Raw genomic sequence first — 21,200 nt, 5'->3', positions numbered from 1 at the left:
CAGGCTCTGATTGGATACCACACATTCGGTTAAAATGTTCTCTGTGCCCAGTTAGCCTTGCGCTTGATAGACGGTGCGCACCATGTCATTTAAAGGTTTAACGTCCTTCCAACGTTGCGCGATTATTATTGTATCCTTGTCGGGATTTACCTCTGTAAGCTTGCCAGTGTTTCACCAACTGCTCACGGGCAAATTGGCTGTCCTGGTCGATATGCAGCATCCCTTTGTCTTGAAACGTACCTAGCGCCGCTTTGGCATTGCCTGAGCGTAAGTCATTGACCGTCTAACGTGTTAAGCCGCTAAGTGCCTGGAAAAGTCTTGTCTATTCAGCTTTTTATAATCCATAGAAGTGCACAAATTTCTGTGACACCTGTTTACAACTTTGCGTTGCTATAAATTTGACAAACAAGCGATTTTAGGATTATTGTCGTCGGATAATTAAATTTTAAGCTATTGATTAATAGAGAAAGGGAAGTATTCGATGCATAAGGATATTGCAAATAAAGCATGCCTGTGGACTGCAGTTTTATTACTGTTATTAGCTGTATCCAATAACAGTTTTGCGCAAATAGTATCTCTTCCTGGAGGTTCTTGCGGCGGCTCGACAACGTTCTCGACAAGCTCTTTCTCCAGTGATTCAAACACGCCTTGTGCTCCGACTTCTCCACCAGTTACTTCCCAAAATAGCTATCCAGTCAATACACTGTTCACGATATCCATGCCGCAGTTCATGCTACATGATGTCAATAACCCAACGTTTTATGATGTTGTGGAAAGTAGGAACAATTCGAGCTACTCGTCCATTGCATATATCAACGCATATGAAACGTATACTGTAAACCGTCAACTCTCTGCTGCTGGCGCGGCATATTATAAGTATCGAGTATGTAATTCATCAGGTTGTAGTGGATATAGTCCTGTAAAAACGTTATCAATTACATCAAGCGGAAGCAGCGGTGACGATTGGCTAGCTGGCGGTGGTGCAGTAAACGATCAAGTTTTTAGTGCGCCTACTATTACGCCGACTAACTTCTACGGACAAACAAGCGGCTCTCCTAGCGTGAGCGGAGGCGCTGGAAGTTACAACATACCGATCGACGTAGTCCCCGGAAGAGCAGGCATGGCACCTTCTGTGAGCTTAAATTACAGTAGCCGTGCCGGTGTAGGCATTGCCGGTGTTGGTTGGTCACTGAATGCAAGCGGCTCTATTTCACGATGTGAAGCTACATTGGCACAAGATGGTTTTATGGGTGCAGTTAAATTTAATTATAGCAATGACAAGCTGTGCTTAAGCGGCAAACGGTTAATTGCTTTTTCTGGTGCTTATGGTGCAGCCAATACAGAGTACAGATTTGAAATTGATGATTTCACGCGTGTTTATCAGCGAGTGGGGAATACGGATTATTCATCAACCTATTACGAAGTAATTAGACCTGACGGCAGTAAGTCATACTACGGCAACACGTCTGATTCTCGCGTTTCTCCCAGCGGAACGTCTAAAAACATGTCATGGCTTTTATCGTCTACCTATGACGTAAGCGGTAAAAACCACATCTCCTACAAATACACCAGCTTCGGTGCGGGTGAGAAGCTACTTTCTAGCATTCTATATACTGGGAATGGGTCGACAGACGGTAATAGAAAAGTTGTTTTTACTTACGAGAACAAAAATAAACCTCGTCGCTCGTACAAATGGGGAACGTATTCTGAGTCTACAAAAAGGCTTAATTACATCGACACGTTCTACGGAAGCACAAGGGTAAAACGATACGACCTTAGTTATGTCTCAAGTCGGACTTCAGGGAGAAGCCTGCTTTCTACTGTTCAAGAGTGCGGATATACAAACGGTACGCGTTGCAAAGAGAAAACAACATTCAATTGGAGTGACGATACACCGTCGATATCTTTCGAGCGATTCAGCATAAACAACAGCACTATGTATGCTGGTGAAAAGAAAATAGAAAATATCGTGCCTCGTGGCGATATCAACGGTGATGGTGTAAGAGATTGGAAAGGCTATTTTGTAAACGCTGAAGGTGAACTGACAGGTACAACGTCAAAGACCGTCGATCCTTGCCACATGAATATCTACAAGCGCGTAGTAGTGTGTGCTGAAGGTGACTTTAACAAAGATGGTTTAACTGATGATTGGCGCAACTACAATGGGACACTTCAGTTAAAATATTCGTCGATAAATGGCAGTAACCCGTGGTTTTCAACAGGTATCAGACTGAATAAAAAAGGGACCTACTATACCAATTTCCAAGATGACCACATCATGCATGTTGGTGACTATAATGGCGATAGTTGGCCAGATTTGATGGTGTATAGATTTGAAAACTACGACAACCCAAAATTATGGCTGTATCGTCATACAGGAAATGTTTCCTCGCCTTATTCAACGTCGCCTCAGCTTGTTTATACGTTTCAATCTGTTGGAAGTGTAAGAGTTTCACTTCCTTCTGAGATAAGACCGCTCACTTCAGTGCAATTTATGGGCGATATAGATGGAGACAATACGCTTGATTTGTTGGTTTCAGAATTTGGCTCCGACGGTAAATATAGTATTAACTACCCTCAACCAAAACCTAAAACGTTCCTATTCAATTCGGGAAGTGGCGTAAGCTATACTCAGTTACCGTTCTCATACATCGGTAGCGGCTCTACATGGGCATCATCTACCTTCTTTACTTTCTTCACAGACATAAATGGTGATGGATTAACTGATTGGATTGGTTGGCGAGAGAACCCAAATAGCAACACCTCAGGCATACTTGTCGCAAAAATAAATAAAGGAAATAGAGTTTTCGGCGCTGAGCAAATAGTGAGCGGCGATAATTTTAGAACCAAATATTCATTTATTAGGTTTGCTTCAGGCGGCGATGCAGAATACACATCTGCTATGTATGGAAACGCCCTGAAAATCGCGGATATCGATAGCGACGGAATATCTGAAATACTTGAGCCTGGTCAACGATTAGTTGAGAGCTGTACCCAAGTCACAGACCATAATGCTGGTGTTCGCACCGTATGTGGTGATGACATTTATGGGGCTTATCGCACGAGTAGCGACACCGTAGCGCAAATTGATGCTAGTGAGCGAGATGACAGTATCTATAAGTGGAACGCCTTTCATTTCAGCCAAGACACTAGTGGCAACATTTCACTAACTAAAAAAGAGACAAACTATGTTGGCCATGCATATCAATCAGCCTTTATTGATAGCCATGGTAAAGGGTTACTTGATTTAGTATCACTGCACACAAACTCGTTTAGTTCAAATACATTCAGAACTAATGGCAGTGGTACCGCAATGCAGCCATATTTCGGCAAATATGGCGCATACTTCAGCCGTAACAAGGGCGCGGCTCGTGGCAGTGAAAAATATTTACCTCATGATTTAATCGAATCTGTTGTAGCGCCTAAAGGTATTTCTGCGTCTTGGATATATCGTCCTTTGACAACGGGTGAATACAGCGCGTCACAGAGTGAACCATATTATTCAACTGACTTTGATTACACAGAACAACTACAAGGGGGTGAAGGAGAGTATCTGCATTTCGCCTCTAGCATGTATGCGGTTGCAGAATTCAAAATCGATAATGGTGTCGGTGGGCAAAACAAGCATTTATACCGCTACAACGGCGCCGTTTTTAATACGAAAGGCCGAGGGTTTATGGGCTTTAGGGAAATCACCCTCGAAGACACAACCGCCGCCATTTTAGCTGAAACGACGTTTGAGCAAATGTTTCCAATGGTTGGTTTAATATCTACCACCAGCAAAACTCAAGTAGGGAAAAGTAAGCCGTTTTCAATTACAACCAATGAATGGGTGGAAACAGCAGCATACAATGGCGTGAATACATACAAGCTGCACAAAGCAAAACAAGAAACTAAGACTTACGACATTAATTCACTTTATAGCGAGTTATCGTCAACAGTCACCGAGGTTGAACAGTCAGGCGTTGACCGTTGGGGTAATATTCTAACGAGTACAACAAGAAAACTAGACTACTTTAGTGAAGTCATTTCGACGAAGACAGCGATTTATGATGCGACAATTGATTGGCCGCACAGGTTGAAATCTTCAACTACAGTGAAGGGACTAAATGCACGTAACACGTCAGTGCTACGATACAGAACCAACACTTTTACGCGTTCCTCTACTACTAACATTGAGCAATGGGATGAAATTCATCGTAAGCCCAAGAAGTTAATAGTAAGTGGTGGGACGTCACCGCTTACCGAAAGTCAGTGCTTGAGCTTATCTCAAACAAAACCATGCAATGTGACAATAAACAGTTTCAATTTGTATGGTTTACCCACTCAAGAGCTTAAAAAGGGGGTAGTAAAAACTGGCGGTAGTGGTAGTAAACGCGTAGAGACCCGAAAGGTTAGCACCACATACAGCGACAATGGTTCGGCAGCAAGTGCAGCAGGATATTTCCCATTCAGCGTTATCCTTGAGAACGGAAATTATGACCATCGCTCTTATATGTATACAAGCCCTTATTTCGGGGGCGTGACTAAGGCCGTTGATGCTAATGGCGTAACAACGTCGACAAAGTACGACAGCTTCTTTAGACCGATTGAAATTACTTCGCAAGGCGTTGCCAAGCAAACCCTTACCTATGCAACGCCTGATAGCACTAAAGGCTCTAACAATGTGCTTTTCATGGTCTCTACCGCGCAAGCAGGTGCGCCAAGAAGTAAGCAGTATTTTGATGAAAATGGGAATGCATTAAGAACTGCAATTGAAGGTTTCACCAACGGTCAGTGGATCTACACGGATAAACGATTTAATGCACTAGGGCAATTAACACACGAATCAGTTCCGCACTATGGTACGCCAGTGTATACCAATTACACGGGTTATGACGTGTTAGGTAGACTTACTGGGAAAACAGTGCCAGCAGTCGACAGTCTAGAGGACTATTCTACAACGTATACTTATTCTGGACTTAACACAGAAATAGAAACCTCTGCAAGCGATGGCCCCAATCTATTTATGAGCCGTAAATACGACAGTTCTGGCTTGCTGATGGAAACGATAGACGCAAACTCAGGGCGCACTCGTTATGGTTATGACGCCATGGGGAACCCTGTTGTTATCGAAGATGCTGCAAACAATAAAATTGTTGCACATTACGACGACCTTGGAAGAAAACTGTGGGTCTCTGACCCTAACCAAGGCACAACGACATTTAGTTATAATGCTTTTGGTGAGTTAGCGCATGAAACTGATGCAAACGGTGGATACCAAAGGTTTGACTACGATTTACTTGGTAGAGTGAAAAGCCGCTATTCTACTAATGGAACAGCAACTTTTACATGGGACACTAGGAAGCGTGGAAAGCTAAGTAAATCTTCTGTTTTAGGGGCTGCTAAAGAATACTATTACGACAGTTTTGCACGTAATATTGAAGTTAAGACCACTATTGATGGCACAGCTTACTCAACGAAAACTGCCTACAATGGAACGCATGGGTTTGTTAAGGCGATAGCATACCCTAACAACCTGCAAGTTGCTCTGTCTTATAACAGCCGAGGGTATTTAACTACCGAGAAAAACGCCTCAAGTGGTTATGTGTATAGAACGGTCACCGAACGAGATAGCTTTGGCAATATTAAGAAAGCGCAAATAGCTGATAATAAGCAGCAAGGCGAATATTTGTATAGCGGACGAACTGGCCAAATGTTGATGAGTTTGGTTAAAGCAGCCGGCAATACTGTCCATTATTTGGATTATGATAACTACGATAGTTACGGAAATTTACGTAGCCAAGCGAATCGTGCGATGAGCACACCTCAACGAGACACTTATTATTATGATAATTTGCAGCGTCTTACACGTTCTTCAATTTCAGTTGGAACAGCAACTACTCACATAGACTATGGTTACGATGCGGTAGGAAACCTCAAAAAGAAAACTGATTACTCGACGAATAATAATAACGCCTATTCGTATTTTGCGAACTCAAACAAAGTTTCTTCAATAGCACTAAAAGGAGGAGGTAGTGTAAGTTTTGGTTATGATAATAAAGGTAACCTGACTAAACGAAATAACATTACCGAGCTTGCATATAACGTACTTAATAAGCCAACCAGTATTAATCGTCTTGGCTCTGAGGTGACTCTTTTCTACGATGCTGACTGGTCTCGTTACAAGCAGATTAGAGTAGTAGAAGGCAAAACAATTATTACTCACTACGTTGACGGCGTGTTTGAAGTAGAAAAAGAAGGCTCTAAAACCAAAGAAACAAGTTACATCAGCGACGTCGCTATTGTAATAGAAGAAACTGGGCGAAAACGTGTTCGTTTTACTCATCGCGATAGACTAGGCAGCGCTACAACGTTTACGGACGATAATAACAACGTTACTGCCTACCGTTTCTTCGACCCATTTGGTAAACCGCGCATGGGCGATGGTAGCCTAATGCAGTCTTTCGGTATGTCGGCGCGTTTGGGTAATAGTCTGCTTGATGTTGATATGGCAACACGCAGAGGCTTTACTGACCACGAACACCTAGACGAAGTTGAGCTGATTCATATGAATGGCAGAGTCTATGACTACAATTTAGGTCGTTTCCTCTCTGTAGACCCTCTAATCCACATGGAAGGCGGTAGTCAGGGCATCAATCCTTATTCGTATATTATGAATAACCCTATGGCTGGTTTAGATCCATCTGGCTATGATCCCGAATTAGAGACCGTTGAAGTTTCCGCAGACGCTCAAGTTTATACTGACTCCGATGGAAACAATTATGTTGATGCTGGAGATGGTAGCGGCGATGTAATTAAGATCGATTCGATTTCTGTTAGTAAATCCAACGGCTCAACCACAAACTACTCCTTCTCAAGTGGCGGTTCGTTGGCCAGCATGAGTACAACAGAAATTGGTTCTCCGGGGAATGTCGCACAAAGTGGTGGCAGCGGTAATCAAAATGGAAGAGTTGAAAGGCAGACAGATGGTTCTGTTTTAACTCCTGATAAAGACCAAGGGATTACGGGGGTAGATGATGACGGCGTACCGTCATTTGACGAAACTCATGAGGATTTCCATCATTATTATCTTGATAACTCGTGTGCAAAAGCGACTTCGGGCTGCACAATAGAGAATGTAAGAAATGGATTACAAAGGTATCCAGCTCCGGGAGCAAATGGGGAACCCGTATCAGATGAACAAATTGGATTCGCTTTACCTGTAGGGTATGTGAGGCATGAAGTTTCAGCAGATGGCGGAACCGTTATTAATGTGACTCTCCCTCCAAGTGAAGGCGGCTTACCCCGACATCTATTAAATCCGGGGATTGTTAGACGCTGGGTCACTCAAGATAAAAATAGAGTTTATATTCACACATACGGTGAGGGTACGGGTCCTTTAGGTCGGCCAAATGAGGTGTTTAAGCATCAGGTTTGGGATCGAGTAGATGCACAAGCATTCGAGTGGGCGACAGGAGGTAATCGATAATGAAAACTAATCAAGATAACCGTAGCTTAAATGGCTTGTTAGAGTTGTTTACCTTGTTAATGTTTTCTTTAGGTCTTATTTACCTTCTTGACGATGTGGTACAGGTTTTATCGTTAACTGGAGTTTGGGAAGATATCGTCTTCTACAGCTTTATATTTGGACCTCTGATCACATTTCCGTTGTGCATGTATTGTTGGAAGAAACTCAAAATGAAAAGGTTTGGCTTGTACACCGCATTAACGTTTTTTCAAATATTTCTGCTGCTGGCTTTTATTTATATTCTGATGAATAGCCAAGTGTAAAATTTAACTAAAGCTAATCAAAGCCCGCTTCAGCGGGCTTTGTTGTCTTAGCCTGCCAGTTCAGCCTCTTGGCTGGCTTCGGCTCGTTGTTCCTTGGTTTGCTCGGCTGCCAGTGCGGCCTGCTCATCCAAGTATTCCATGGCCATGGTTTTGTGCCGATTTACTTTCATGTTTCGGGCGAGCACATCAAGCCGTGTGGTCATGTCGGGCTTATCGCCATTGTCACTGATACCGCACTGCGCATCCAGCTCTTGGCCATTGACGAACCAATGGCATTGGTCTTTGTGGCGGCTTCCGGCCACGTACGACGCCGCTCTGTCCATGGCGGTGGTATACAACACAAAGGTATCACCATCGACGGTCGCGCCTTGGCTGCTGTAGACGGTACAAGCATAGGCCTGAACCAATTGCAGCCTGCCTTGCTCATCGGAGTAATCCGACTGGTAAAAGCTCACTGTGCGGCCAGAATCGAGCTTGACGGTAAAGCGGATATCATCCCCTTGTTGTAGCACTTGGGTAATGGTGCCTTGTTCGCCGTTGGTGAAATCGCGCTTATAATCGTTCTTGGTCAAGCGCACGCGCTCACCCTTTGAGAACGCAAAGTACAGGCTTTGGTTGGACACCACACACTCGGTCAGGATGTTTTCTGTGCCCAGTTTGCCTTGCTCCTGATACACCTTGCGCACCAAGTCATTTAAGGGTTTAACGTCTTTCCAACGCTGCGCCATTATCATCGTGTCTTTGTCCGGGTTGGCCTCGGTATAGGCTTGCCAGTGTTTCACCAATTGCTCTCGGGCGCTTTGGCTGTCCTGTTCGATATGCAGCAAGCCTTTGCCTTGAAAGCTATCTAGCGCCGCTTTGGCATTGCCACTTCTAAGGTCATTGACCGCCGTTCGTGCCCACGCTTCTCGCTGCCTTCTGATGGTGTCAATTCGCGCACAGCCTTGGCGTTGTGATAGGTAGCGTAAGCTGCCGCCATGGGTTATCGCATCCATCTGCTGTTGCTCACCTACTAACACGAGCTTGGCTCCAGCAGTGTGCGCGGCCTGCATCAGTTGCAGTAAATCCGGGGTGGCAAGCTGACCGGCTTCATCCAGCAATATCACTGTATCTTTGAACTTAGCTTGACTGTTGCCTTTGCCTAGCTCGTTTAACAAGCTGGCTAGTGTGGTGCTTTCAATGCCGGTGTCCTGTTCAAGTTGCTGCGCCGCTTGTCGTGCGACCGTTGCCCCTCTGACAGTAAAGCCTTGTGATTGGTAGGCTATGCGCATGGCCTGCATTGAGGTGGATTTTCCCGCCCCAGCGCGGCCTTGGATAATATCAAGGCTCGATTGGCACACCGAAAACACCGCTTCGACTTGTTCATCGGAAAGCGCAAAGCCTTGCTGTTGACCTTGTTGGTTAATGGCCTTTTGAATAGTGGCTTCGTCCAGCTTGTAATGGTTACTGGCATGCATGTTATCGGCGTGATTCAGCAAGTCCTGCTCAATGGCCAGCATGGCTTTAGTGGTGTAAATCTGGTTATTACTGAGGTCTTTGCCAAGGTTCACCATGTCGTTATCCGTAAGCAGCTCCCGCACTGTATCTTCGATGTCTAAACGGCTCACATGATTAAACTGAGCCTCCACACCTACCGCCGCATAGATATCTTGCAAGCGGAACACCGCTTGGGATTCAATCAACTTGTCCAAGATATGTTGCAGTGGCAGCGGCTCTGGAAAGGGCATGACATTTGGCTCTCGTATCTTGTCCATATCGGCTTGAGTAAAGCCGAGCCTGTCCATGTCTGCTTGCCATGAGGCAAAGAGCTTTGGCCTGTCCACCGTTTGCTTGTAATCACGAGAGTTTAAGGTAATGGTATCACCGACTTTGGAGGCGGCCTTGTGTACGCCCATGGCCTCCATCTGTGCACGAATGGCTTCAGCTCGCTTGGAAAAGAACTGGCAAATACCTTGGTCAACGCCTTTCACTTCAAAGTGTTTATGACCTTCCACGGCTTCCACTTCAAAACCCAGCTCACGTAAACCATTGGCCAAGGCACTGCGGTAGATGGCACCTGATGCCATCTGCCATAAGAAAAAGTGTTTCGATTCCAGCGTGCCCCATGTACCGTCTGCGCGTGGCGCGATATTGGCAATCAAACAGTGGGTATGCAATTGGGGATCTTGTGCTCTTGATGTTGAGTGCTCAAAGGTCGCGCCAATGAGACCAGTGACACGCTCTTGAATGTGACCGCCTTTGCCTCTGCGAGTAAAACTGGCGTGCTGCTCAACAAAAGCAAACGCTTCTTCCACTGCCTTTTGCTGGGCCTGTTGGATAGCCTTTCGGGTTACTTCATCGGCGCGTGCCCACAGCATGGATACGCTTTTGGGTACAGAGAAGGTTAAGTCCCAGCCCGGTCTGTGGTTGGCTCCGGCGTTTTCACACAAGGGTGTGCCGTCTGGGTGAAAGCCACTGAATACACGGCGGTACACGGTCGTATCCAACTCCCGCTTAATCCCCAGTCCTTTTGCCGCAAGGCCTATCATTTTGCCCTGTGGCTCACCTTTTTCGTTCTGGTAGTAATCATCACTCTCGTAATACAGAATGTCGTTAATGGCACCTATCGAGTTCATGCGGCTTGCCTCCGTTTTTTAAGTTGCTCACGGCGGCTGGGCTTGTCTGCTGGCACGTCAGAGTCAACGGGTGTTGGCTTTGCTGTCAGCCAATCTGCGGGACAATGTTCATCACTGACCGGACTTAGCTTGCTGTATGGCCAGCGAAGGCGATACACGGCCTTATAGCCCGGTATCAGCAAATACCCGACCACGCCTTTTTTATTGGGCTGCGGAAGCTGCACAAGGTTGGAGGCACTGACCAATGGCAACGTTTCCCGGTGCCAGTTTTGGGTGGTGCCATCGCCTTGGCCGGCACTGGAGGTAGGACGCTCCACGATACGCTCGCCAAAGGCTTTGGCGGTATAGGTCGCGGTCTCTCCGGCAGCACCAACCCGCATGGAGGCAAACAGGGTAAACATGTTCAAAAGCGTGTCGGCTTCCTGCTCGCCGTAGATATGCTTGAGCTGGGATATCGACTGAGTCCCACCGCAAATACGACAGCCCTTAGAGCGGCCAAGGCTCATCCACTCAGCCAGTGCTGGGTTCTTGGGCAGGTTGCCAAGCTCATCAATAAACAGCCACAGCTCGCGCTTGGTGCTGTTGCTCTGCGCCAAGATATGACTGGTCATCAGCGCAATTAAGGTGTTGGCCAACGGTGCCCCGATATCTTTATATCTTTTGTCCGCCTGCACGATAATGACGGGCTTATCGGTGTCAGAATTACTCACCCAGTCGCGCACACAAAAGCCATTTTCATAGGCTTTTGGCCATGCATCGGCTAGGGTATAAATCCAGCCCAAAGAGCCAACAAGCTGCGCAAAGAATGATTGGGTGGTTTTGCTGCCCTCGACAATAAACCGGGCGGCTCGTGGGTAATATTGGCTTAACTGGCTTTGCAGCACGGCTTCGTCACAGCTCAATATGTCGGCCAGCTCTGACCAACCCCAGCGGGGTTGGGTATGGTTCAATATCTCAATCATGCCGGTAAACAGCATTCGCGCCCCGTTTGACCACAATGGCTCGTGAGATTCAGGGATCAACCGCTCGGCAATAAGCTGCGCCTGTGTCGCATTGTGGGCATCACGTTGAATATCCCATGCGGTGCCGCGAGCATCCCATGGAGCCAGCAGTACGGTGGATTCAGGCTGGTAAAACAAGGCCGTAAACTCGCGCTTCTCATCATAAATGAATGCCCGTTCGTCCCGGTCGATGACTTGGTCAATCAGTGGGGCAATGAACACGGTTTTGCCCGTGCCTTGGTTGCCCACCACAAGAATGTTGCCCGACTCACGGGTTTTACTGATTTGTAATTGGGGATGCAGTTTTAAGCCTTTGGTATTCTTACCCTGCTTAGCACCTTGCTTGGCTTCTCGTTTGGCCATGTGCTTAGCATGATTAAGTGCCGTGCGGCCTTGGTGCAAACGCGCACCAGAGATATGACGGTAGCCGTCTTTGCCACCGGTCACGTAAAAACGCCTTGCCATAAAGAAAGCTGGAATGCTTGCAATCAGTGCCGGTAAGCTAAGGTGCAGAGCAAAGGCCAACTGCCAATCTTGTTTGGCTAATGCGCTCCAGTAGCCAAGCCAAGGGTTTAGGGACTGGTCAAAGACCAACCCTGATAAGCCATCTAACCAATAGTCAACATGGACGCTTAACGCTGGCCATGGCGTTAGCCATGACCACGACCAGATAAGCAGGCCAACAAAAGTAGCAAGCCAGACAGTGATGCCAACGAACAGGATGCTTGCCCAATCCTGACGACGATACGAAGTCGGTTGTGTACTCATTAGAATTTCACTCCCTTCTCGTGCAACTGGGTCAGGGCTTGTTTGCGATCGGCATCAGCCAAGTCCAAGGTGGTGCACAGCATTTCAAACTGGACTTTGCGCTGACGCTGTTCGAGCTTGAGTAAAAGCTGTTGCAATTGTTGTTGCTCTTGGTAATGTGTCCATGAGCTTCGAATGACATCAGCCACCGTGCAACCACGGCGCTCTGCTTCAATTTGCAGACGGGCGTGATCCTCGCCAGAGAATCGTGCCGTCACGGCTTTGTTTAATTGTTTATTCATAGGGGAAATCTCCGATTGCGTGAATAAATTCAAGGGGTTCAGGCTTTGTGCACCGTGGCAGCGGTGCACAAGGCGAAATCACTCTGGCAGCCTTAAATACGGCAGGGTTTGGGCGATGACGCCGCGCCAGCGCGGCCACCAACGGTGAGTGGGGTTTGTGTGCTCAATGTCGCTTTAAGTCTGACTTTAAAGTCTTCAAACTACAGTAATGATTGAGCCCGTACATTTATCACTAAGCCGCACAATATCTTTCTGTTTTCGCTTTGAATAATTACGGTTAAATATGCTTTTTGATGAGCTTACGAAAGCCTCTGAAAACGCGGTGAAGAAGACTTTTTCAAGCCTTAGTAAGTCTGAATTAGGGTAAAGTATGCTTTGTGCATAACCATTCTCTATTTCTCTAGGGAACTCCTCTTGTCGATAACAAAGGTGAAATAATTTATTAACATACTCAGGCCCTTTAACCGATTCTCCGAGTAAGTTTTTATAGCAAAAGTATTGTTCGCCTAACCATTTGAACTGAAGCGCTACAGTCGTTCTTCTAGGTATCTCAAAATCCTCGCGGGACTTAGCAAAGAAATTTGCGTGAATAGGCGATGAGCTTGGTGAAAAAGGGCAATAATCACCGAAGATTCTCTTTTGAGAGGTTATCTTTTCCGCTCCCTCCCAATCTGTTAGATGAATAAGTGACCGGTATTTTGCGTCTAGATGCGATGGTACTTTTTGAATATCTAAAAATGACTCAAGTTGCATGATTAATGCTCCTGAGAAGTCGTGGCAAAATTCATCTTTGAATCAAGCCATTGTTGAAATTCTCTTGCAGGAAAATACCAGCGTTTACCGATTTTTATCGAAGGGGGGTTATCTGAGCTCTTTCTTAATCTATTCAGCACGCCTGCCCGGGTTATTTTGAGAATTTTAGCGACATCATCTGTCGTTAATAAGGTGTTGTTCATTTGACTCTTAAGCATTATTTTAGCTCTCATTTGTTTAATCAGAGCTAAGTTTATGCATAGAGCGTCATTTAAATCAAAATGTGCTGATGTGATTTTAAGTTTTTGATTTTAATTGATTTATTTCATTTTTTGCATATGTGATATATAATATGCATAGCAACTTTGCATATCGTATATTGTATATGCATAATGATATTCCTCTATTGAATTAACTTTACCTAAACGCGCTTAAAAAAGTCTAAAAAACATTTTTTTGTAAGAACTTTCCCCATTGCTCTAGAGCTTTTCTTCTTTCTTTGTAGTAGTCATACTTATTATATACCCTGAGCATCCCTGTTAACTCATGATTTAAAATTTTCTCAATTACGATTGCATCAATACCAATTGAAGCAAGATGTGTTTGGACGGTTCTCCTCAAATCGTGAGGTGTCCATTTTTCTATCTCTAAATCAACAGTTTTTCTGTTTACGGCTCTTGCAACACTTCGTTTGTCCAAAGGTTTTATACCTGGAATTGAATCAAGTGTTCCGACAGAAGGAAGTATGTATTCACTTTTGAATTCCGTAAAACTTGTCTTTACGATTGTTAGGAATGATGCAAGTTCGTCAGTAACCGGGATCGTGTGACATTTTTCTTTCCCTTTTTTCGCTTTGACATTTTCGGGCGGGATGGTCCAAATCATTTTATCAAGGTCAATATGACACCATTTTGCTTGGCATATCTCATTAACTCTACAACCAGTAAAAAGCATAAGTTTGAGACAATACGTTACTTGCTTACTAAGCCCTAATTGTGGAAGCTTCAAGAAAATAGTTTTTAGTTCTTGCGTTGTAAGGTGTCGATCTCTTGGTACTTCTGAACCTCCAATATTCTTGCGTTTTACACCGGCCAAGCAATTTTCGACAAGAAGACCCCTGTCAACTGCATGTTCAAGTGCCTGTTTTAAAAGTGATAAGGTTTTATTAGCTTGGACGAATGAACCTCTTTGTTTGATCGGGTCAAGAACCTTTGTCACTAATAAGCGTTTGTCTATATGAGATATTTTCTCATTACCGACCTTAGGACGAATATCTCTTTCTACTACCCTTAAAGGTTCGGGATCTTTACGGTGGGAGTTGCAGTAAGTGATGAACTCATCAAGTACAATATTAAATTCTACTTCTTGATGTTTATCAATAGCCTTGCGTCTTGCCGATTCTCTCGTTGCGACAATGTCTTCGCCACTCGCAATTTTGGCGCTTAATTGAAACGCTATTTTTCTCACGTCTTTGAGAGGCATATCGCCATAGTTGCATATTTTGTATTCGCGCTGGATCCCCTTTCTGCCTCCCACTCTATATCTAATAATAAACGAAATCTTTCGCCCAGAAAAAGAAGGTTTACCTGCTCGAGCAAAGAAACCACTAATTTCAGTGTCGTTTATCCTAGAAACGCTATCTGGTAAATCTTTGAAAGTCGAGTCTGTTATTTTAAGTTTAAGAGCCATTAAATCTTATTATTTAATTTTATTTTACCAACACTATACCAACACAAATGAAATACACAATGTCATAACGGTATATGATTTAACTTATATAAACATGTATATCAAAAAAGTAGTAACTATCTGAATCTAATGGTTTTACATTTCTATTTAAAACTGTTCATTATAGAGTAACTGTAGAGATTTTTATGTTGGTTGTTGTCATGGGGTGTCAGGGGTCGGAGGTTCAAATCCTCTCACACCGACCAACTTCTCTGCTTGATACTCCCTTACTCGGCCTTAACCATCCAATAATCAACGCTTCCTCACAATTTAATTTCTATCGGTATATTCAATTTGTGATATAACAATTTTAGAATTTTGTTGTATAAACATTTAGGAGTACATAAATGGAATTAGAGACACTACTCGATTACGTATTTTCGTATCAAATTATTCTCCTCGTGCTGATAGTTATTGGCCTGAAATCGTCTATTAAATTTGTCCCTCAAAACCGGGCGTACATTATTGAGCGGTTCGGAAAATACAATACAACCCTAGAAGCGGGTTTGAACTTTATTGTTCCCTTTATTGATACCGTTTCTGCTGATCGCTCGTTGAAAGAGCAGGCGGGTGATGTACCAGAACAATCTGCAATCACGAAAGACAACATTACGTTAAGCGTAGACGGCGTGCTGTATTTCAAAGTGGTAGACCCTTATAAAGCCACCTATGGTGTTGAAGATTATGTTTTTGCCGTAACTCAGCTAGCGCAAACTACAATGCGTTCTGAATTGGGTAAAATGGAATTAGATAAAACCTTTGAAGAGCGTGACCTACTAAATACCAACATTGTGTCGGCGCTAAATGAAGCGGCTGCGCCATGGGGTGTGCAAGTGTTACGGTACGAACTAAAAGATATTAACCCGCCAAACTCAGTGCTAGACGCAATGGAGCAACAAATGAAGGCGGAGCGTTTGAAACGAGCGCAAATTCTTGAATCTGAGGGCGATCGCCAAGCTGCAATAAACCGCGCAGAAGGTGATAAGCAAGCTATCGTGTTAGCGGCCCAGGCAGATAGAGAACAACAAATATTAAAAGCAGACGGCGAAGCGCAAGCTATTATTCGTGTTGCCAAAGCAGACGCAGAGGCGATAGAGACCGTGGGTAAAGCTGCCGCCACACAAGAGGGCCAAAAAGCGGTGCAGCTCGATTTAGCGAAGAGTGCTATTTTGGCTAAAGAAAAGATTGCGAAAGAGTCTTCGGTGGTATTGCTGCCCGATAGTAGTACAGAAATAGGTAGTGTGGTTGCGCAAGCGATGACCATAGCGAACACTATTGGTAAGAAGGCTTAGCCATGGATAATATGTTAACTAACTTGCCTCATTTTCTTCTCGGTTTGGGGTTGGTATTGCTCGTTCTTGAAGTGGTAATGGGCTTTACTACTATTTTGCTTTTAACGTTAGGCATATCAATGATGCTAACATCTGGGTTGATGTATATAGGTATTATTGATGAGTCTTTGCTGTCGGCGTTTGTTGTAATTGCTATTGTTGACGCAGTGCTAACCCTAATAGTATGGCGACCGTTAAAAATGCTTCAGCAAGACCGGGCGCCTAAAGAAGTAAAATCTGACTGGATAGGTACAACATTCGATGTAGACGCTACTGTTACACCAAGTGAGCCAGGTGCTGCACGCTTTTCAGGTGTGATGTGGACAGTGAAATCAACCGTTCCCATACAAAAAGGCACAACGGTTGAGGTGTCCAAAGTAGAAGTGGGTATTTTACATGTTAAACCCGTCGAATAATTAAGCATGACATTTCAGCCATAAAAAGCACCTACGCGGTGCTTTTTTTATGTCTGTTTGTTTAAAGCGAGACAGGCACTGAACCACGCTTTGTAACCGCTCTTTGCGCCATGCGTTAACGTGGGCGGTTCACACAATACCATTTCACCACCCGATAACGACGTACGCTCGCTCTTCTACAAAAATTGTTGGTGCTAACCCGAGTGAAGTGCCACGCATTCGTGTACCTTTATTTTGTTGGCAGCGCGGTTTTGTAAACTTCAAATGTCATGTCGCTTACATCGCTCCCCGCATCTTGTATCTTGCTATTGGTATAGTAGAGTGAATCGTGATGAATACTAAACGTGTCAGCCCAATTCACGACATCGCCTTTCACCAACGTGCGAAGGTCAAGGCTTGGTGTAAGGTACTGTACCTCTTGTTTTTCTAGGTTGGCTAAATAAACGTTACCTTGATGATAAATCATGCCATCTGGCGCACCTGTAGTGGCGACTTTGCGTACTTTTTTAGCCAGTAGATTATTTGACGTTTTCTGGATATCAGATGTATTAATGGCATACAACGAATAGCCCGACAAAGCATGAAAATATAACGTGTCGTTCAACGTATCTAGTGCGATACCGTCAGACTGAACGGTCATTTTGAAGGGCTTGCCTTGGATGCTTAACGTGTCGACTTCCGCTTTTGTAGTATCGTGGTTATCTAAAATGCGATAGCTGGTATTGTCATCAAGGTTGTACACTACTAAACCCGCATGAGCTGAGTCGGTCATGTATATCCGGTTAGATTTTTCGTCTATTCGTAAATCGTTAATATATGAGTCGGGGCGATAAGCGTCGTCGCTTAGTATCAACGACCTTTCAACTTTGTTTGTTGCTAAATCGACAACAAATAAACGAGGGGCATCTACTACACCTTTAAACTTTGGGTTACGTGTATCCAATACATACAGTTTATCCTTATGTGCAACCACCGATTGCACGGCTAAAAAACAATCTTCTCGCACTTCGCTTTGCGCCACACATTCATTAGTTCGGTTGTTGGGATAAGCAATAAACTCACCGGTATCGTTAACATGAGCCACAGAAAAGCGCACGCCATCACGCCAATTCGGAGCATTTACGAATACACGGCCATCATTACTGACAGTAACCCCAGTTATTTGCGTGCCTTTGATTTCACCAACCAATTCAACGTGAGCATTTGGTGCAGTGTGTGCTGCCACGTTGCCAGAGAGTAGTACCGAAACCGCGGTCGCAAGTAAACCTTGCCTTATTAGCTTTGAATTCATGTCCTTTTACCCTTAAAAATGTCGTTTATATTCCGTTTCTATCAAGGCGGCAGTTCTTGCCACAAACCTGATCATTACAAAGCATACGACCAAACTACTGATGTGGAGCATCTTTCAATAACTCATTTATACCGAATGACGAATAACAGACGGCAATAGGTTACTTTATGACTAATTAGATCCGAAATAGGGCACGTTCTCGTTTAAGATAATAATAACTAAACCTTGCTGCTAATTAGGTGTCTTTATAATTAACAGTAATTTACAGTGAGATGCTTATGCAAAGCACTACCTTGAACCTATATAAATCGGGCGTCATGCAAGTCGCAAAGAGTATAAAATTAGTGCTGTTTTTAGTGGTGAGTATGGTCTTACTTACAGCTTGCAGTAGTAGCAAGCCTCAGGTGAACATGCGCGACCCGCAGAACTTTGCTGAGATTAAAACCTTCTACATCCAGCCGCCATTAAATTCAACAAATGCAACGCTAGACAGTCACTTGTCTGCGGCTATCAGTAAGCAGTTGATTGATAAAGGCCTTACACCGTCTTCAGAAGATAATGCCGACGTCACAGTAGGGTACTTACCTACAACCGCTACCAAAGAAGATGGCACTACGTTGAATGTAGGGCTTGGCACCGGCAGGTTCGGGCGCTCAGGGGGAATATCATTGGGTAGTGTGTTTAGTATTCCAGTTGGCGAACAAACTTCGCTACATCAAGGGCTTCAAATTGATGTGGTAAAAGACGGTACGTTTATATATAGCGCGTCGGGAGCAGTTGAATTAGAAGCAAACGATAGTATTAGTATGCAAAATAAACTTGATGAACTTGTTATCAAGCTGCTTGAGCAATATCCATCTAATAGGTAGGTTGAATCAAAGAAGGTGAGGTTGCACTTCATGCTTTTCGCTGCCACAGGGAGCGCGTTGATACAATATTAAAGTGCTAAATATTAAATAGATGTTGTAATAAAAGCTTAGTGAACGCTTAACCATAGTCTGCATGTTTTCTGCGACGATGTAGTAGCTTTTCGGTGCTTACTGATGATGTAAAGGCTGACTCTATGCTGGTTACCATCTCGGTCCAGTCGCAGTGTGCCAAACCGACCCGATTTAAAATCGGTGAGATTGCGTCATCGATTTTCCCTTTTTTATTTGCGTATAAATAGCGGCCAGACCGTTCAACCAATTCAATGTATTCTTGCAGCCGAAAAGGTAACCCGTCAGGCACATTGCTTCGAAGCCCCCCAACAAACGGCAGTAATGAAACGGGTTGCCGGTTTGATTTGGCCGCGTTAATTCTTTTTTGAATGCTGGTATGATCAGAGGTCTCAGGTGTATTTGCTAAGCACGCCCGAACCGGGTTTAAGTCAACGTAAGCCATGCAGGCCGCCAATGACGCCTCATCCATTAGGGCTTGAGACTTAAACCTGCCTTCCCAAAAGTGACCAGTGCAGTTATCTTCTTCATTCGCTTTCCTGGCTATATACTCATTAAGTAAGCGCATAAACCAGCTAATGTCGTAAAGCCGGTGCCGATATACCTCTGCGAGCGTTTTAACCGTTTCAATTTCAGCCTCAGACATAACATCGCAATTATCTGATGAAATGTAGCGCTGTGCTAAAAGCATGCCCTTGTGCAGCTTGTGCCAGCGCTCAATAACACTTTTAACCGATAAGGCGTCGGCCTTTTGTTTATTAATACGCAACACCACATGCGTGTGATTGCTCATTACTGCGAAGGCACAAACGTCCACACAAAAAACGTCAGCAAGAAGCATAAGACGGTCTTCTACCCATTGACGGCGGTGTTCAAAACTCTGCCCTGTAAGTTTATCTTTTCCGCACAAAAATGCTCTGCGTACGCATCTTGACGTGCAATGGTAGAAGGGCGTGTCTGAGAGGCTAATAAGGCTTTTTCGAGGTCTGGGCACGGCTTTTACTTAGCTATTTATAAAAGACCTATATTTTGATGATTTCTGGTAATAATCCAACTGTACTGAGGAATAGAGAGCATAGAGCGTGTCTGTCTCAAGATTGAAAGAATGAAGAGTGACTGTCTCAAGAATACTGATAAAAACAAACGGTTTTCTCTCTCCATGTTAATTCGTATTTGTAGTGTTTATTGAAAAAACTTCGTATTTAAACTATATTTGTTGGTAGTGAATTAGCGGGGACCCCATAATGTCGGCATTAGAAAGCAAGGTGCTAGCGCAAAACCCAGGCAAAACGGCCGAAGTCGCACTTAAGGTGTTTTTTAACATCATGAATGAGTGGAATATAAAAAACCAAGATCAAATCACCTTGCTTGGTAAACCTGGCTCGACCACGTTTTACAATTGGAAAAAGGGGCAGGTATCCAGCCTTTCAGTAGATACGATGGAGCGAATTTCCTACATTATGGGGATTTACAAGGCGTTAGGTATTCTGTTTCCAACACGAGAGCAGGCAGATGCTTGGATTAAAAAGCCTAATAGCCACTTTAATAATGAATCGGCTTTAGCCTACATGCTTAAAGGTAGCATGGTGCATTTGAACGACATGCGGAGATACCTTGATGCACAACGAGGTTAAAACATTACTGCCAGATTGGGAGAAATTGCACCGTTTAGTTCCCAGTCACTTTCCCCCCATCGATTTATTCGAAAACGTAGCATCGCCAGACGAGCTGGATATCGTTTTTGCGATCGAATCACTGACGAATGACAGACTTCGTGATGAAGTAGGCAATTTGGCGCTTGTACCCGCCGAAGAGAGAATTTCCGGCCCAGGATCAACGTCTGTAATGGCAGCATTTACGCATATCTCCATTCCAACTCGTTTTGCCGATGGCGTTGAGTACGGTGTGTACTATGGCGCAAGAGATTTACATACGGCGTTTGCCGAAACGATTTATCATCGTGAAAAGTTTTTGTCGGCGACTAACGAGCCTGATACTGAACTAACAATGCGCTGCTATATCAACAAAGTTGCTTTAGCACTTCATGACATAAGGGGCGATGCGTTTGCGCATTTGCACACTGACGACTATACCCCTTCTCAGCAATTTGCGAAGAACATGCGTGCCACAGGCAGTAATGGTTTGCTATACAAAAGCGTTCGCGACAAAGGGGGGGAATGTGTTGCCGCTTTTAGGCCAAAAGCCGTTACTATCCCCATTCAAGGCGGGCATTTCAGGTATATATGGAGCGGTAAAAAACAGAAGATCGAAAATATACTTGAAGTTAACCTCATCAAATAGATTT

Annotated in this window: 15 protein-coding genes; 7 read left to right on the top strand and 8 right to left on the bottom strand. The window is 44.4% G+C overall.

Annotated features, from left to right (window positions below; translation table 11 throughout):
• The first annotated feature begins 481 nt into the window (after positions 1–481).
• Complete coding sequence (locus ACOJRU_RS10800; RefSeq protein ID WP_421131755.1) at positions 482–7,471, top strand: SpvB/TcaC N-terminal domain-containing protein; 6,990 nt, start codon at positions 482–484, stop codon at positions 7,469–7,471.
• Positions 7,471–7,773, top strand: a complete 303-nt coding sequence (locus ACOJRU_RS10795; protein WP_421131754.1) for a hypothetical protein — start codon at positions 7,471–7,473, stop codon at positions 7,771–7,773. The genes ACOJRU_RS10800 and ACOJRU_RS10795 overlap by 1 nt, the downstream gene beginning before the upstream one ends.
• 47 nt (positions 7,774–7,820) lie before the next feature.
• On the opposite strand, the gene mobF is transcribed toward ACOJRU_RS10795, so the two are convergent.
• From mobF to ACOJRU_RS10765, 6 genes are all read right to left on the bottom strand, one after another.
• Positions 7,821–10,388: a MobF family relaxase gene (mobF, locus tag ACOJRU_RS10790; RefSeq protein WP_421131753.1), complete on the bottom strand. Its 2,568-nt coding sequence runs from the start codon at positions 10,386–10,388 to the stop codon at positions 7,821–7,823.
• A complete protein-coding gene (locus tag ACOJRU_RS10785; RefSeq protein ID WP_421131752.1) occupies positions 10,385–12,157 on the bottom strand; it encodes a type IV secretion system DNA-binding domain-containing protein in 1,773 nt (590 codons plus the stop codon). Before ACOJRU_RS10785 ends, mobF begins: the two co-directional genes overlap by 4 nt.
• Positions 12,157–12,438, bottom strand: coding sequence for a hypothetical protein (locus ACOJRU_RS10780; RefSeq protein ID WP_421131751.1), 282 nt, complete (start codon positions 12,436–12,438; stop codon positions 12,157–12,159). The genes ACOJRU_RS10785 and ACOJRU_RS10780 overlap by 1 nt, the downstream gene beginning before the upstream one ends.
• Before the next feature lie 195 nt (positions 12,439–12,633).
• Entirely contained in the window at positions 12,634–13,191 is a 558-nt protein-coding gene (locus tag ACOJRU_RS10775) for a hypothetical protein (RefSeq protein ID WP_421131750.1), read from the bottom strand.
• Between the two features lie 2 nt (positions 13,192–13,193).
• A complete protein-coding gene (locus ACOJRU_RS10770) occupies positions 13,194–13,394 on the bottom strand; it encodes a helix-turn-helix domain-containing protein (protein WP_421131749.1) in 201 nt (66 codons plus the stop codon).
• A 238-nt stretch (positions 13,395–13,632) separates the two neighbouring features.
• Complete coding sequence (locus ACOJRU_RS10765) at positions 13,633–14,880, bottom strand: tyrosine-type recombinase/integrase (RefSeq protein ID WP_421131748.1); 1,248 nt, start codon at positions 14,878–14,880, stop codon at positions 13,633–13,635.
• Positions 14,881–15,266: 386 nt separating this feature from the next.
• On the opposite strand from ACOJRU_RS10765, the gene ACOJRU_RS10760 reads away from it, so the two are divergent.
• On the top strand, positions 15,267–16,211 hold the full coding sequence (locus tag ACOJRU_RS10760; RefSeq protein ID WP_421131747.1) for an SPFH domain-containing protein: 945 nt from the start codon (positions 15,267–15,269) through the stop codon (positions 16,209–16,211).
• Positions 16,212–16,213: 2 nt separating this feature from the next.
• Complete coding sequence (locus ACOJRU_RS10755) at positions 16,214–16,666, top strand: NfeD family protein (RefSeq protein ID WP_421131746.1); 453 nt, start codon at positions 16,214–16,216, stop codon at positions 16,664–16,666.
• A 229-nt stretch (positions 16,667–16,895) separates the two neighbouring features.
• Here the strand turns inward: ACOJRU_RS10755 and ACOJRU_RS10750 are convergent, their stop codons facing one another.
• Positions 16,896–17,957: an L-dopachrome tautomerase-related protein gene (locus ACOJRU_RS10750; RefSeq protein ID WP_421131745.1), complete on the bottom strand. Its 1,062-nt coding sequence runs from the start codon at positions 17,955–17,957 to the stop codon at positions 16,896–16,898.
• A 410-nt stretch (positions 17,958–18,367) separates the two neighbouring features.
• Here ACOJRU_RS10750 and ACOJRU_RS10745 point away from each other — a divergent pair, with 410 nt between their 5' ends.
• Entirely contained in the window at positions 18,368–18,826 is a 459-nt protein-coding gene (locus ACOJRU_RS10745; RefSeq protein WP_421131744.1) for a DUF4136 domain-containing protein, read from the top strand.
• Positions 18,827–18,944: 118 nt separating this feature from the next.
• Here the strand turns inward: ACOJRU_RS10745 and ACOJRU_RS10740 are convergent, their stop codons facing one another.
• Positions 18,945–19,889 carry a transposase gene (locus tag ACOJRU_RS10740; RefSeq protein WP_421131743.1) on the bottom strand — a complete coding sequence of 315 codons (945 nt, stop codon included), beginning with the start codon at positions 19,887–19,889 and terminating at the stop codon, positions 18,945–18,947.
• A 250-nt stretch (positions 19,890–20,139) separates the two neighbouring features.
• Here ACOJRU_RS10740 and ACOJRU_RS10735 point away from each other — a divergent pair, with 250 nt between their 5' ends.
• Both ACOJRU_RS10735 and ACOJRU_RS10730 read left to right on the top strand, forming a co-directional pair.
• On the top strand, positions 20,140–20,529 hold the full coding sequence (locus tag ACOJRU_RS10735; protein ID WP_421131742.1) for an MbcA/ParS/Xre antitoxin family protein: 390 nt from the start codon (positions 20,140–20,142) through the stop codon (positions 20,527–20,529).
• On the top strand, positions 20,513–21,196 hold the full coding sequence (locus ACOJRU_RS10730) for an RES family NAD+ phosphorylase (RefSeq protein ID WP_421131741.1): 684 nt from the start codon (positions 20,513–20,515) through the stop codon (positions 21,194–21,196). The genes ACOJRU_RS10735 and ACOJRU_RS10730 overlap by 17 nt, the downstream gene beginning before the upstream one ends.
• Positions 21,197–21,200: the final 4 nt, after the last annotated feature.

This window comes from Alteromonas algae (genome assembly GCF_049117195.1).
In the GTDB taxonomy this organism is placed as follows: domain Bacteria; phylum Pseudomonadota; class Gammaproteobacteria; order Enterobacterales; family Alteromonadaceae; genus Alteromonas.
The sequence above is the reverse complement of the archived record's forward strand: the minus strand, read 5'-3'. Positions and strand labels throughout refer to the sequence as shown.